Consider the following 14,705-nt stretch of genomic DNA (forward strand, 5'->3'; position numbering starts at 1 on the left):
AAACAGATTATTAATCCTATGAAAAATCAAATCAAACCCTTTATTTATTTAAGCATAGCACTGTTTATTTCTGCATGTGCCTCTACCAATAAAATGACTATGGGAGTAACGACACCTGCTAAAGTGCATCTTTCTTCTGCGGTTAAAACCATAGGGATTATTAATAGGAGTGAGCCCTCTAAAGGGAATAAAGGCTTAGACAAAATAGATCAAATACTTTCTGCAGAGGGTCTAAATTTAGACCAAAAAGGGGCCGAAGCAGCTATAAGTGCTTTTGCATCAGAATTGGAAATGATTAAAAGTCTAGATGAAATTAAAATTCTAGAAAACATAGAAGAAGTTAAAAGCGGATTGGGTGTTCTGCCAGCAACACTCTCTTGGGAAACGATAGATAAATTATGTGACACATATAATGTTGATGTTATTTTTTCACTAGCTTTTTATGATACAGATACAAAATCATCCTTTAAAGTAACTACAATGCCTTTAGAGAACAATTTAGGCGTTAAAGTAAACGTACCTGCGCATGAAGTAACCTTAAACACGTTGGTTAACTGTGGATGGCGCGTATATGATCCTAGTACAAAATTAATTATTGATGAGAAAAATTACACCAAAGAGATGATTTTTCACGGTCAAGGTATTAATCCTATAAAGGCAGTGGAAGCAGTAAAACAACGTAATGAAACGATCCAAGAATATAGCAAGAATGTTGGTATTGCTTACGCACAACGTTTAATTCCGAATAAAGTGAGAATCTCTAGAGATTACTATATGTCTGGAACTGATAATTTTAAGGTAGCGCACCGGAGAGCACTGACAGGTGATTGGGATGGTGCCGCAGAACTTTGGAAACAAGAAACTACAAATCCGGACTTAAAAATTCAGGGAAGAGCCAATTATAATATGGCTATTAGTAGTGAAATAGATGGCGATTTAGATCTTGCTATTCAATATGCCTCAAAAGCCTATACTGACTCCAAGGATAAATTAGCATTAGATTACGTAAATGTTCTTAAGTATAGAGTACAACAAAATAATGTATTAGACCAACAGCGCTCTAATTAAAGTAGAAGCGTATATTTTGTTACTTTTGATTTCAAAACAATCTAAAGTATGACTTGGAATATTCACAAAAGTTGGAAGACGCAATTAGAAGAAGAGTTTAGTGCGCCCTATTTTAAAGCACTAACCACTTTTGTAGCTAAAGAATATAGTGAGCAGGTGGTCTACCCAAAACAGGAAGATATTTTTGCAGCCTTTAATCATTGTACATTTCAGGATACCCGAGTGGTTATTATTGGTCAAGACCCATATCACGGACCAAACCAAGCTAATGGTTTGTGTTTTTCTGTCCAAGACGGCGTAGCGCACCCACCCTCATTAGTCAATATTTTTAAAGAATTGGCTACCGACCTTCAGAAGCCTTATCCCGAATCTGGAAATTTAGAATCTTGGGCAAAACAAGGCATCTTACTTCTTAATGCTACCTTAACCGTTAGAGCCCACGAAGCAGGAAGTCATCAAAAAAAAGGTTGGGAAGTATTTACAGATGCTGTCATCAAAAAAATTAGTGCCGAAAAAACAGCCGTGATTTTTTTACTTTGGGGTGGTTTTGCTAAAAAGAAAGCAAAATTGATAGACAAAAGTAAACATCATATTCTCACCAGCGGTCATCCATCTCCCTTAAGTGCCAATAGAGGCTATTGGTTTGGTAACAAATGCTTTAGTACAACTAATGACATTTTGATACAACTAAAAAAAGACCCTATTAACTGGTAATAGCCTCTAGATACTGCAGCACTGGTATCAAATTAAAAAATAGCAATTATCATATTATTTGGTTAATGAGTTAATTATAATTAAATTGGTATAAGTCAAGGAGTTAATTTTTTAATACCAGACTTTTTGAGGGTTAATTATTAAGAATCTTTAAAAATTAAGGAACTGTTCATTATTTTTTCCATTTAAAAATAAATTCTCAATATTTTTGACCCAACCAAAAAACACAAACCAAAATGAACTTAAAATCTATTTTACTTGTAGACGATGATGAATCTACAAATTTTATAAATAGCGTATTTATAAAAAAACTCGACATCGATGTAGATGTCTACAAAGCTTTAAATGGAGAAGAAGCCTTAGAAATTTTGGAAGAAAGTTCTGACGACTCTGACTTTTTCCCTTGTTTAATTACTTTAGACATTAATATGCCTGTTATGAACGGTTGGGCCTTTTTAGAGCGCTACAAAAAATTATCACCCAGCATTAAGAACAATTGTATCGTTGTCATGACTACTGTCAGCGAAGATGATAAGGATTTAATTAGAGCTACAGATAATGAAGATGTAAAAGAATATTTTCAAAAACCAATGTCTGACGAGAAATTTAGTTCTTTACTAAACAAATACTTTATTCTGTAAATACCGTTCTAGTGCTACACAAGTATTGCTTCTGGTGCTAATTTTTTATCAATAAGATTTAAGGTAAATAAAGTGTCTTGAACTTTCTGAAGTGTTGAAACCTTTAGCGGTTTCTGACTCCATTTTGTGATGGCCAGCCATTCTTTGATGTCTTCTAGTTTTTGACCGTAGGCATTTGCTAGTGTTTTATCTATACTTGGTATATTTTTGAATTCTTCAGTGTATAGGTTTATAACTTCAGTAATATGATGTACTAACGACGGATGTTCCTTTAGAAATTTGTCACTGGCGGCTATAACAAAACAAGGCCAGGGCGTAGGGCAATCTGCAACGCGTCTAAATATGCCGCGATCTACCACGGGTTTGGTCGTAAACCTTTCCCACATAAAATAATCTGCGGTGTTGGCTGTTAGTGCCGTTATAGCGCCATCTAAGTTATTTATCACCTCAAACTTTAAGTCTTTAGTACTCCACCCTTGATTATCGGCATTTACATAGGCCATTAGATGGCTTCCGCTACCAAATCTACTTATGGCAGCCGTACTATCTTTTAAATCGGCTATGGTCTTACAATTACTTGTGGCTGCTACATGAATTCCCCAAAGTAGGGGTGTAGCAATAAATTCCTGAACTATTTTAACGGGATTGCCAGTAGATATACTTTTAACAATACCTTCTGTAAGAATTATGGCTAAATCGGTCTCATCATTTTCTAACATTTGACACATTTCACCTGTACCTTCAGGAATATCTGTCCAACTTAAATCAATACCTCTTTCTTTAAAGGCATTTTCTTCAATAGCCATATGCCATGGCAGGTTAAAATGTTCTGGAACACCAATAATTCTAACTTTCTTCATCTACTCTGTCAATTTTTTTAACGCGTATTCAATTAATTTTTCAGTAGCTTCGGTAGGGTTTGTTAAGAATTCTCCCGTACTTCTATTGGCTAAAATACAATTTAATGATACAGCTCTATGTCCTAACAACTTAGCCAAACCATAAATTCCAGAGGTTTCCATTTCTAGATTGGTAATTTTTAGCCCGTTATAATCAAAGGATGCTAATTTATCATTTAAACTAGGGTCTTCAGTTTTCAAACGAAGTACTCGTCCTTGAGGACCATAGAAACCAACATTTGTCGCTGTAAATCCTTTATGCATTGTCTCGGACATAAAAGTAGCTGCAAGATCTTGATCACAGGAAACTACATAAGGTGTAGATTTATCTTTAGACCATGTTGTATGTTTTATAAAACTGTTTTGCACCTCTTCATTCAATACATGTTTTGCATCATAAAATCGCAATAAACTATCAAATCCAATAGCGTGCTCACTAAGTAAAAAATCGCCCACATTTATATGAGGCTGTATGGCACCAGTAGTACCAATACGTATAATATCTAATTGCTTTTTTTCTGAGTTGATTTTCCTTGTTTCAAAATTAATATTCACCAAGGCATCTAATTCATTAAGAACGATATCAATATTATCTGTTCCTATTCCTGTAGAAATAACAGAAATACGCTTTCCATTTAAGGTTCCTGTATGGGTATGAAATTCTCGCTTTCCTTTTTTTACTTCAATCGTATCAAAATACTTAGACACCCCGCCTACACGGTCTGGGTCTCCTACGGTAATAATAGTATCTGCGATGTCTTCTGGTAATATATTAAGATGATAAATGCTATTATCGGCATTTAACACTAGCTCTGATGGCTTTAATTGCATGCTATAATTTTAAAATTCTGTTCGTATCGGTATTGTAAAGGAAATCATATTTCAAAGCTCCTCCTAAATAATAGTCGTTCTCCTGGATACAGGAATAATAACTGGTATCACCTTGTAATATAAGTTTTCCTTTTTGCGTTAATCGTACGGGATTGAAAGAAGAAAACAAAGGTTTTAAACGTCCTAAAGCCCGCTGAAATTGTGAATCTCCAAAACCTAAAATTCCTTGATTTTTAAGAAGAATCTCCATAAAATCAGTTTTATTAGCGGCCTTTGATTCTGCTGCTAATTGTAAAATTCTAGACTCCATTTCATTTAATCCATTTTTTACGGAAGGGAAACGGTGTAAATGCGCCTGAATACTTTCTCCTAAATATTTAAATTGATAATTATCAAAATCGGTAAGATTTTCTAATCGAATAGGATTATCGCTGCAATACAATTGCCATACATAATCTGCATATTCTATATCATCAAGGGTAAGTGTAATCTTGTTTTTATAAAGCTTCTTAAGCTTTGTATCACTTAAATCATTTAAGCCATACTTTACATCAGATTTGTCTTCTTTGCCACTACACACTAATGATATTTGTGCGTATTTGCGATGTGTTTTAAGCCAGCTAATAACCGCTAACATATTTATTTGGCAGAATAAATCGTACTCAAACCACAAGACAATTTCATCTTGTTTCTTATGATTACAAAGTGATCTGTATTCCTTTAAGGTTTTTTCTATAAAAATTGACTTTGAAACCTTATAGTTTTTATTCAAAAATTCAAAGCGGGTTTTCCAAAAATTCTCGCTACCCACATTACTTTCTGTTTTGCCTTCACACAGCATTTCGCGCCAGGTAATAATTGCTCCTGGAACGTTAAGTGTTTTTAGCTTGTTGGTAAATGTATCGCCGTTTGTTATGTGTAGTAGGGAGCTCATTTGGAGGGTATTTAAAAATTAAGGGATATAAATGTACTATTAAATGTAAAAAAAGAAAAGAGAATTAACAGTTATCAGCCGCCAACGCGTTTTACCTTAAATCCTTTTTCTTTTAATAAGGCCATAATCTTATCTCTGTAGTCGCCTTGAATAATGATAGCACCATCTTTGAAGCTACCACCAACACTTAGTTTTGTTTTTAATTCTTTAGCCAATTTTTTAAAATCTTCGTCGGCTCCAGTATACCCTTCAAGAATGGTCGTAGGCTTTCCTTTTCTTTTTTCGTATTTGCAAATAATAGGATCATCTTGCATCCAAATTTTTTCTCCGACAACTTTCTCCGGAGTAACTTTCTCTTCTTGATGCTCTGGAAAAAAGTTTTTTAGTTGATCTTTTAAGTCCATTTAAAAGGTATTAAAATAAGTTATTCAAAAAAACGCCTGTGATAATTAATTTGTCCCAAATGATAGGACAGATGCAGGGCTAAATGTGTCAGGTAATAATCTACCGTGGTTACTTCTGTTTTAGAAGGCACAATAGGGCTATCATTCTTTAGATCAGCCTCATTTATAGTTTCTAACGATTTTTCTACGGTTAAAATTGTGGCATCAATCTGTTTTATTAAAACAGATCGATGCACATTCTTTAAAGAAAACTCAGCTTCTCTATCTCTTTTGTAATCTGTTTTGCCAAATGGCACGCCAATCAGCGCATTTAAGTTCCCTACAAGGTGTAAACATAAATTTCCGGCCGAATTGGTGATTGCGTGATCTACTTTCCATAAGGAGGCTTCCTCTTTATAGCTTTCAATCTCCCATTTAAGTCTTAATAAATCGCGCTTAAATAGCGTCTTTAATGTTTCTAAAGACATAAATGTCTACTTTTTTATCAGACCTAATTCTATCAAGCGTTCATGTAAAAAATCGCCCGCAGTAATATCTTCATACAATTTAGGATTTTCCTCATCAATACAATTCTCTAGACAATTTAATGACATTTCACTAACTGGATGCATAAAGAAAGGTACAGAATAACGAGAAGTTCCCCATAATTCTTTTGGAGGGTTTACCACTTGATGAATCGTAGATTTTAATCTGTTATTGGTTAGACGTGATAACATATCGCCCACATTAATCATTAATTCATCGGGTTTAGCAATAGCATCTACCCATTCGTCATTATGATTTTTCACCTGTAATCCTTTGCCATGTGCCCCCATTAATAACGTAATAAGGTTAATATCACCATGCGCAGCTGCTCTTACCGCATTTTTAGGTTCAGAGGTAATTGGTGGGTAATGAATTGGTCTTAGAATAGAGTTACCATTTTTAATATAGTTATCAAAGTAAGTCTCTTCTAAATTTAAATGCAAGGCCAATGCACGTAACACATACTTAGCAGTTTTTTCAAGCATTTTAAAGGTTTCTTCACCTACTTCATTAAATGTAGAAAGCTCCTTGACCATGACATTTGCAGGGTACTCTTTTTCCAATTCAGGATTGTCTTCTACATATTGACCAAAATGCCAAAACTCTTTTAAATCGCCTTCTTTCTTTCCTTTTGCATGTTCTTTCCCAAAAGAAGTATAGCCTCTTTGTCCGCCAATACCTTCTATTTCATAAGAATCTTTTACCTCTTGTGGAAGTTTGAAAAAGTTTTTAATCTCTTCGTATAAATCATCTACTAATTTATCAGACAAAAAATGTCCGCGCAATGCTACGAAACCTATATTTTCAAAAGCACTTCCTATTTCTTTTATAAATTTTTCTTTTCTCTTTGGATCTCCAGATACAAAATCTTGCAAATCTACACTTGGAACAACACTCATATGATAAAAATTAAGAATCAAATTTAGCTAAAAATAAGACAACTCTCAATTGTTAAGAATGTTTTTGTTCTGTGTCAATTTTGTTACATTTATAGAACGGCTCAAATCCGTAACAAAAGTTATGAAGTACACGGACTATTCCTTATCAGATCATACGAAAATTAAACTATACAAACAGCTCTTATTACCCCGGCTGATTGAAGAAAAAATGCTGATTTTATTACGACAGGGAAAAATAACAAAATGGTTTAGTGGAATAGGACAGGAGGCCATTTCTGTTGGGGTAACAGCCGCTTTACATCCAGATGAATACCTATTACCTATGCATCGAAACTTAGGCGTATTCACCACCAGAGGCATCCCATTGTCAAGATTGTTTTCTCAGTGGCAAGGAAAAGCAAACGGTTTTACTAAGGGTAGAGATCGAAGCTTTCATTTTGGATCTCAAGAACATAAAATTATTGGAATGATTTCACATCTAGGACCACAATTAGGAGTCGCAGATGGGATAGCGCTTGCCAATCTTTTAAAAAAGAACAAACAAGTTACTGCTGTTTTCACTGGAGAAGGAGCTACTAGTGAAGGAGATTTTCATGAAGCTTTAAACGTAGCATCGGTATGGAATCTTCCAGTTCTTTTTTGTATTGAAAACAATGGCTACGGATTATCAACCCCCACCAATGAACAATTTAACTGTAAAGATTTGGCAGATAAAGGTATTGGTTACGGTATGGAATCTCATTGTATTGATGGAAATAATATTTTAGAGGTTTATACTAGAGTGAACGCACTATGTTCAGACCTTAGGGAAAATCCTAGACCTGTATTACTAGAGTTTAAGACCTTTAGAATGCGCGGTCATGAAGAAGCTAGTGGGACAAAATATGTCCCTCAAGAATTATTAGATACCTGGGAAGCAAAAGATCCAATAACTAATTACGAGGCCTTTTTGCTAGCATCAAATACGCTAACGGCTGATGCCATTACACTTCTCAAAACAAAGATGCAACAAGAAATAGAGGAAGAGTTGCAAATTTCTTATCAAGAAGAAGATTTACCCTTAGTTCCTGAAAAAGAGCTAGCAGATGTTTATGCGCCTTTTACCTACATAGAAGAAGCGCCGAATTTAACTACAGAAAATATCCGTTTGGTTGATGCCATTTCTCAGAGTTTAAAACAAGCTATGGAAAAACATGGCAACTTGGTACTTATGGGACAAGATATTGCCGACTACGGCGGTGTGTTTAAAATCACAGAGGGCTTCGTTGCGCAATTTGGAAAAGAACGGGTTAGAAATACCCCAATTTGCGAATCGGCAATTATATCTGCCGCAATGGGCTTATCTATAAACGGCATGAAGGCTGTTGTAGAAATGCAATTTGCCGATTTTGTGAGTAGCGGCTTTAATCCTATCGTAAATTACCTAGCAAAAACGCATTATCGATGGGCAGAAAAAGCAGATGTTGTTATTAGAATGCCTTGCGGAGCTGGAGTAGGAGCAGGACCTTTTCATTCACAAACAAATGAAGCTTGGTTTACGAAAACCCCGGGGTTAAAAGTAGTATACCCCGCATTTCCTTTTGATGCTAAAGGTTTGTTAGCTACGGCCATTAATGATCCTAATCCTGTACTTTTCTTTGAACACAAAGCACTTTACAGAAGCCTCTATCAAGAAGTACCTACAGCCTATTATACCTTACCCCTTGGAAAGGCCGCATTGCTTACAAAAGGAACAGCGATTACTATAGTGGCGTATGGTGCTGCCGTGCATTGGGCTTTAGAGGTTTTAGAAGAGCGACCAGAAATACATGCAGATCTTATTGACTTGCGTACCTTACAACCATTGGATACGGAAACCATTTATCATTCTGTAAAAAAAACAGGTAAGCTTATCATTTTGCAAGAAGATAGTTTGTTTGGAAGTCTTGCTAGTGAAATAGCTGCTTTGGTTATGGAAGAATGCTTTGAGTTTTTAGATGCTCCTGTGCAACGTGTAGCTAGTTTAGATACTCCCATTCCTTTTTCTAAAATATTAGAACACAATTATTTACCTAAAGATAGATTTTTAAAGGCTTTACTGGCGCTTTTAGCCTACTAGGTATTCGTGTTAAAAAATTATTTCATCGAATTAAAAAATTCTGCATAATAATACGAGCTTGCATACGTTTAACAATGATTTAACTTTGTTAAATGAATACTTTAATGCGTTTTGAACGTATATAATTATACCTAAATAAAAATAGATATTATGAGAAAAATTTTGATACTAAGTTTACTCTTTAGTGTAGTTCTAAGTTCTTGTTCTGCTACGAAAGCAGTCAGAGAGAAAAGAAATCTGCTTAGTGGAACTTGGGAATTAACAAATGTTTCCTTTGAAGGACAACCTGGAAGTTTTAAATCGGTGATCTTTAACGATGCTCAAGACATTTGTTTTGAAGGAAGTAACTGGTTTTTTAGAGACAACAACAGTACAGGTCGTTATACTATCGCGCAATCTTCTTTATGTAATGGCGGAGATAGATACATTCGTTGGTCTGTAATAGAGAACGATTACGGTACAAGTCAATTACAATTTAAGCCAATTGATGAGAAAAATAAGGATATTTCTGGTGGTTACGGATATCGTTTAGATATTGCAAGCTTAACAGCTTCTAACATGACATTGAAATCTAACGTAATGGCTAATGGTGCGCCAGTAGCTGTAGTATATGAATTTACAAAACAATAGAATAATGAAAAATATAGGATTAAAATTAAGTACAGTATTACTTGCTGTTACCTTAACAGTTAGCTGTAGCGCTGTTAAAAATGCCAACAACAAACAAAAAGGTGCCGTTATCGGCGCTGGTAGTGGTGCTGCTATTGGCGGTATCTTAGGAAATAATATTGGAAACGGAAACAATACTGCTTTAGGTGCTATTATTGGTGCTGTAGTAGGTGGTGCTGCCGGTGGTTACATTGGTAACCGTATGGATAAGCAAGCAGAACGTATTGAAGAAGAAATTCCTGGAGCTGAGGTTACTAGAGTTGGTGAAGGAATTAATGTGGTATTTAATGAAGATGCAGGTGTGTATTTTGATACGAATAAGTCTGTTGTAAAAGGTACTTCGGCAACTACTTTAGATCGTTTGGTGGGTATCTTAAAAGAATATCCAGATTCTAACATCTTAGTAGAGGGCCATACGGATAGTGCTGGTGCAGATGATTACAATATGAATTTATCTAAGCAAAGAGCAGAATCTGTGACTAGCTATTTAAATACACATGGTATTGCAGGTAGTAGATTAACGACTAAATGGTACGGAGAAACACAACCTAAGTCAGACAATAGTACGGCAGAAGGGAAAGCAAAAAACCGCAGAGTAGAAATGGTAATTGTTGCTAGTGATGAATTGAAGCAAGAAGCCGTTCAGAAAACACAATAAAATAAGAAATAAACTTATTTAAAAAACCTCGAAAGCAACGTGCTTTCGAGGTTTTTTTATGTGTACTAATCTTGTAGAGGTACTCAGCCTAAAACATCCCAAATTGAGGTGGGAAGTCACTAATTAGGATCCTTAGATATTCTCCATACTTTCTAAGGAAAGAGAATTCTCAAGCTTTGTCATAGGACTAAATCATTAGCAAAAGTTTTCTTTAAAATTCTTCAGAAACCCATACTCTAATAGTACTATTCTTTTTCACCTTCCTCTAATGCTCCGGTATCTTTTATAACTAGCGAAGCAACAATACCTCCAATTAACGCTAAAGCGATCACTCCTAAAGATAACCACTCTGGAAATTCTACATGATGAGACAGTAACATCTTAATCCCTACAAAGGCTAAGATCACTACCAAGCTATAGTTGATAAACCTGAACTTCTGTAACATTCTAGAAATTAAAAAATACATAGAACGTAAGCCTAAAATGGCCAAGATATTAGAGGTAAATACGATAAATGGATCTGCCGTAATAGCTAAGATTGCAGGAATACTGTCTAGAGCAAATAATATATCTGTTAATTCAATAACAATAAGGGCTACAAATAATGGCGTAGCGGCATTTAAGCCCATTTTTTTTATAAAAAAGTCATGCCCGTTAATCTGTGTTGTTATGGGATATACTTTTTTTATTTGTCTAAACACAAAAGAGTTTTTAGGATCAAAATTGTCATCATCTCCTTTCAACATCTTAAAAGCAGTATATAATAAGAATACTCCAAATACATAAATTATCCAATCAAAACGTGTAATTAATGCAACACCAAAAAGGATCATCAGAGCTCGGAACACGATAGCGCCAAGAATACCCCAAAATAACACACGGTGTTGGTATATTAACGGAATTTTGAAAGAGGTAAATATCACTGCAATAACAAATACGTTATCTATACTTAGTGAAAGCTCAATTAAATAACCTGTAATATATTTTAAAACAGCCCCTTTGGGAGTAAGGCCCGTTGGGTTTTCTATCAAACCCGAAGAAAACAACCAATAAATAACACCACTAAAAGCTAAGGCTACGGTAACCCAAACAGCCGTCCAGATACTAGCTTCTTTTGTTTTAATAACATGGTCTTCTTTATTAAAAACACCCAAATCAAGGGCTAAAAAAATTATAATTAACACCAAAAATAATCCCCAAATCAGCATATAAAATTATTTAAAAAAGTAAAAGTAATAATGATTTGATGATATTAGCTATCTGAATAATAAAAATATTAATTCTATCGCTAATCGTGCTATTGTAGCTCATTGACTCCCTTTGTTTTATAGCCAAAAAACAGGATATCATCGACAAACTACATTATTTATTTAGGATTAGTACCTGTTCAAATCTTTCTTATATATTTATTCCGAACACTTATATGATGAAAATGAAGAATCCTACAATTTGGACTGTTGTCCTGTTTTTTGCTGTAGGCTTTTGTCAACTGGTCGCTCAAGAAAAATCCCGCGTCACTACAACTGTTGCTACAGAAAAAGACGAGGGACCTATAATATTTAAGTTTGAGCCAGAGTACACTAGCGCAGAAGAAACAAAACGTCAAAAATTTAAACGAAACAGAGCTTTGGTAAATGCTCTAGAAATTTCTGATCGAAAAAGAAGAAGATTAATGAGAAAGGTTTTCTCTAAAGATTTTTCTAGGTACCTCTCAGAAATTGTTACGGTAGACACGAAGTTGGAAGACGAACAGTAATCTTGAAATGCTTAATAAAAAGAGCGCCTTAAAATTGTACAATTTTAAGGCGCTCTTTTTTGATTTTAGAAAACAAAATTTATTTTACTCGACTCATTTTATCTTTTCTCTTTTGAAGCTGACGTTCTAATTCATCTGTAGATGACGCTATTGAAGCTTCAAAACTACCTTTACTAGATTCTGCAAATAATACTGGTCCAGGAATACTCAATTTAATATTACATATTAATCCGGTATCAGGAGTAGATGTATTTTCTTTTTTGAAAAAGACATCAGCACGAATTATATTATCATGTTTATCAAAAAGCTTTGTTAGTTTCTTACCTGCAAAAATTTCAAGCCTTTCACTTGCTTTTACGTCGTTATATTCAAAATTGATATTCATATATATTTAATTTAAATTGATACTCTACTTATACTTTTCTAATACTTAAAGATACCACATTTTTTCTTTAAAGTAATTGTTAAATATGCATTAATACCATATTAAATCATTTTTACTTTGAAGTATTTTTCGTACATTATAGTCAGATTTAAATACGGGAACATGGAAGATTTAAAAATTAACTCAGCACAGCAAAAAAATCTCTTCAATAATCGCAGCTATCTCATCAAATTAGAGCGGTATTCAAAAGAGTTAGATCAATTAAATGTAAAGCTCAATAGCTATACTTGCGAGCCAAAAACAGAAGACTTATTTGAACGAAAAAGTTTGTTAAAGCAGCAGATGCATCGTTTAAAAAACAAAAATCAAGAAATCATAGAAGCCGTAAAAGAACGAAAGGAACTACTAGAAAATCAAGTAGATAGAATCAAAATGCAATTAGATGATTTTATGGTGTTACAGTCAGAATTTCAAGCGTATTATACAAGTTCTCAACAACACTAAATCATTTATGATTCTACGTTTCTTGATAATTTTGTGTGCTCTTTTTTCTGGTATTGCATGCTCAAATTCTAAAAAAATGGTCAGTGCTACCCCTAAAAGTATCGCTCTAGACCAACTCGTTATACAAAAGAATTTTCAGATCTCTTCTGATTGGGCTACACCTATGGCTACTAGTAGCATGAATTATATAGCAAACAATGGCTTACTAGGTCCTGGAAACTCACCGGGAAACATTAATTTAATAGGAAATACAAATTACCTTAGCATTAAAGGTGATAGTATAACAGCGCATTTACCTTATTTTGGCGAACGTCAAATGGGTGGTGGGTATGCTGTGAACGATACTGGTATCACATTTAATACCGTCCCTACTTTTTATGAGCAAGTTAAAAATGATAGGACGCAAACCCATACCATCAAATTTAAAATCTCAGGAGATTCCAATGAACACTATAGTATTACAGTACTTCTTTTTCCTAATTGGACAAGTGAAATTATGGTTACCAGTTCCCAAAGAACTTCTATAGGTTTTAGAGGTACTGTATCAGAAATAGCTCCCTTAGAAAATTAAATAGCTTTAAAGGAAGAATCACGAACAATTAAATTGGTTTTAATCTCTATAGTTTTAGACATTAATTCTTTATTTGGGTGGTTAATTTCATCAATTAACGATTTAGCGGCAATTCTACCTATACGCTCTCCTGGCTGGTCTACTGTAGATAATTCTGGTTGAATTATGGTAGAATTAATAGAGTTACTAAAGCCTACTACAGCAATATCTTCTGGAATTTTTACATTAAATTTATGTAGTGCTTTTATAGCGCCTATCGCCGCATTATCTGTTATGGCAAAAATAGCATCAGGCCGTACTTTCTGGCTCAATAATACATTGGTTAAGCGTTTTCCATTATTTAAAGATATATCTTCTGTACTCTGTACCAATTTTAAGTCTAAAGGAATATTATAGGTTTCCAAAGCCCTTTTGTATCCCTGAAATCGTTTTTCAGAATTAAAAGAATTCTCTGTTTCTTTTAAAATTGCAATTCTCTTTTTACCCAAACCAATCAAATGTTCTACAGCATTAAAAGCAGCTTCTTCTTCGTTAATTACAATTTGAGTACATGGAACTTTTTCGGACACCTTATCAAAGAGGACTAAAGGAATACGTTGCAAGGTTTCTAAGATGTGATGCACAGATTTGGTTTTCTTAGCCAAAGACAAGAGGATCCCATCTGCCCCAAATTGCATCATTGTTTGTAACATCTCTGTTTGCTTATTTTCTTCATTGTTAGATTCTGAAATAATCACCCGATATCCATTTTGTTCTGCCTCTTCTAAAATACCTTTTAATAAGGTAGAAGTAAATAGGTGTGATATATTAGGGACAATTACGCCTAGAATATGCGTTCTATGCGATCGAAAGCCTTTGGCAAATAAATTGGGAACATAATTTAACTTTTCCGCGAGCTCTTTAACTCTTTGAATAGTATGCGCACTTATATCTGGATGATTATTTAAAGCTCTAGATACCGTTGATACCGAGAGGTTTAGACGCAAGGCTAAATCTTTTAAAGTAACTGTTGTTTTCTTTTCCATAGGTGTATAACACTATAAAGTCTAAAAAATAATATAGCTAAAAGTAAATTTAACATTTTGCAAACGTTACCGCAAACGATTGCATAAGAAAATTGTAAAATAACTAGGGTTTGAATGTTATATC

At 34.3% G+C, this 14,705-nt stretch carries 18 protein-coding genes; 9 read left to right on the forward strand and 9 right to left on the reverse strand.

Translation table 11 applies throughout. From position 1 onward, the window contains the following. The first annotated feature begins 18 nt into the window (after positions 1 to 18). The 3 genes from M666_RS15625 (at position 19) to M666_RS15635 (ending at position 2,423) form a co-directional block, all read left to right on the forward strand. A complete protein-coding gene (locus M666_RS15625; protein WP_029446597.1) occupies positions 19 to 1,068 on the forward strand; it encodes a DUF6340 family protein in 1,050 nt (349 codons plus the stop codon). Between the two features lie 48 nt (positions 1,069 to 1,116). Continuing rightward, positions 1,117 to 1,782, forward strand: a complete 666-nt coding sequence (locus M666_RS15630) for a uracil-DNA glycosylase (RefSeq protein ID WP_029446598.1) — start codon at positions 1,117 to 1,119, stop codon at positions 1,780 to 1,782. A gap of 236 nt (positions 1,783 to 2,018) precedes the next feature. Continuing rightward, the gene (locus M666_RS15635) at positions 2,019 to 2,423 is read left to right on the forward strand and encodes a response regulator (RefSeq protein WP_029446599.1); all 405 of its coding nucleotides are present in this window, start codon (positions 2,019 to 2,021) and stop codon (positions 2,421 to 2,423) included. 14 nt (positions 2,424 to 2,437) lie between these two features. Here M666_RS15635 and M666_RS15640 read toward each other — a convergent pair whose 3' ends face one another. The 6 genes from M666_RS15640 to M666_RS15665 all read right to left on the reverse strand — a co-directional run bounded on the left by M666_RS15640 (position 2,438) and on the right by M666_RS15665 (position 6,915). Next, complete coding sequence (locus M666_RS15640; protein ID WP_029446600.1) at positions 2,438 to 3,283, reverse strand: substrate-binding domain-containing protein; 846 nt, start codon at positions 3,281 to 3,283, stop codon at positions 2,438 to 2,440. Further along, entirely contained in the window at positions 3,284 to 4,153 is an 870-nt protein-coding gene (locus tag M666_RS15645; RefSeq protein WP_029446601.1) for a nucleoside phosphorylase, read from the reverse strand. Position 4,154: 1 nt separating this feature from the next. Continuing rightward, entirely contained in the window at positions 4,155 to 5,087 is a 933-nt protein-coding gene (locus M666_RS15650; protein ID WP_029446602.1) for a DUF1835 domain-containing protein, read from the reverse strand. 74 nt (positions 5,088 to 5,161) lie between these two features. Further along, positions 5,162 to 5,491: a translation initiation factor gene (locus M666_RS15655; RefSeq protein ID WP_025615270.1), complete on the reverse strand. Its 330-nt coding sequence runs from the start codon at positions 5,489 to 5,491 to the stop codon at positions 5,162 to 5,164. Positions 5,492 to 5,511: 20 nt separating this feature from the next. After that, positions 5,512 to 5,958, reverse strand: coding sequence for a DUF1572 family protein (locus M666_RS15660; RefSeq protein ID WP_025615271.1), 447 nt, complete (start codon positions 5,956 to 5,958; stop codon positions 5,512 to 5,514). A 6-nt stretch (positions 5,959 to 5,964) separates the two neighbouring features. Then, positions 5,965 to 6,915 (reverse strand): isopenicillin N synthase family dioxygenase, encoded by a 951-nt coding sequence (locus tag M666_RS15665; protein ID WP_029446603.1) that lies wholly within the window; start codon positions 6,913 to 6,915, stop codon positions 5,965 to 5,967. A gap of 121 nt (positions 6,916 to 7,036) precedes the next feature. On the opposite strand from M666_RS15665, the gene M666_RS15670 reads away from it, so the two are divergent. From M666_RS15670 to M666_RS15680, 3 genes are all read left to right on the forward strand, one after another. Beyond that, entirely contained in the window at positions 7,037 to 9,013 is a 1,977-nt protein-coding gene (locus tag M666_RS15670; protein WP_029446604.1) for an alpha-ketoacid dehydrogenase subunit alpha/beta, read from the forward strand. A gap of 150 nt (positions 9,014 to 9,163) precedes the next feature. Further along, positions 9,164 to 9,643, forward strand: a complete 480-nt coding sequence (locus M666_RS15675; RefSeq protein ID WP_034659917.1) for a lipocalin-like domain-containing protein — start codon at positions 9,164 to 9,166, stop codon at positions 9,641 to 9,643. A gap of 4 nt (positions 9,644 to 9,647) precedes the next feature. Next, positions 9,648 to 10,340, forward strand: coding sequence for a YiaD family glycine zipper/OmpA-like lipoprotein (locus tag M666_RS15680; protein WP_029446606.1), 693 nt, complete (start codon positions 9,648 to 9,650; stop codon positions 10,338 to 10,340). Positions 10,341 to 10,585: 245 nt separating this feature from the next. On the opposite strand, the gene M666_RS15685 is transcribed toward M666_RS15680, so the two are convergent. Beyond that, entirely contained in the window at positions 10,586 to 11,548 is a 963-nt protein-coding gene (locus M666_RS15685) for a TerC family protein (RefSeq protein WP_024480958.1), read from the reverse strand. 224 nt (positions 11,549 to 11,772) lie between these two features. Here M666_RS15685 and M666_RS15690 point away from each other — a divergent pair, with 224 nt between their 5' ends. After that, positions 11,773 to 12,096: a hypothetical protein gene (locus tag M666_RS15690; protein ID WP_151198074.1), complete on the forward strand. Its 324-nt coding sequence runs from the start codon at positions 11,773 to 11,775 to the stop codon at positions 12,094 to 12,096. A gap of 79 nt (positions 12,097 to 12,175) precedes the next feature. On the opposite strand, the gene hpf is transcribed toward M666_RS15690, so the two are convergent. Beyond that, positions 12,176 to 12,481, reverse strand: a complete 306-nt coding sequence (gene hpf / locus M666_RS15695) for a ribosome hibernation-promoting factor, HPF/YfiA family (RefSeq protein ID WP_024480960.1) — start codon at positions 12,479 to 12,481, stop codon at positions 12,176 to 12,178. A 162-nt stretch (positions 12,482 to 12,643) separates the two neighbouring features. On the opposite strand from hpf, the gene M666_RS15700 reads away from it, so the two are divergent. Beyond that, positions 12,644 to 12,985, forward strand: a complete 342-nt coding sequence (locus M666_RS15700) for a hypothetical protein (protein ID WP_029446608.1) — start codon at positions 12,644 to 12,646, stop codon at positions 12,983 to 12,985. A gap of 76 nt (positions 12,986 to 13,061) precedes the next feature. Beyond that, entirely contained in the window at positions 13,062 to 13,556 is a 495-nt protein-coding gene (locus M666_RS20065) for a DUF4251 domain-containing protein (RefSeq protein ID WP_052206664.1), read from the forward strand. On the opposite strand, the gene M666_RS15710 is transcribed toward M666_RS20065, so the two are convergent. Further along, positions 13,553 to 14,581: a LacI family DNA-binding transcriptional regulator gene (locus M666_RS15710; protein WP_029446610.1), complete on the reverse strand. Its 1,029-nt coding sequence runs from the start codon at positions 14,579 to 14,581 to the stop codon at positions 13,553 to 13,555. The two genes, M666_RS20065 and M666_RS15710, sit on opposite strands and share 4 nt — an antisense overlap. Positions 14,582 to 14,705: the final 124 nt, after the last annotated feature.

Origin of the sequence: Cellulophaga baltica 18 (assembly GCF_000468615.2) — a bacterium.
In the GTDB taxonomy this organism is placed as follows: domain Bacteria; phylum Bacteroidota; class Bacteroidia; order Flavobacteriales; family Flavobacteriaceae; genus Cellulophaga; species Cellulophaga baltica.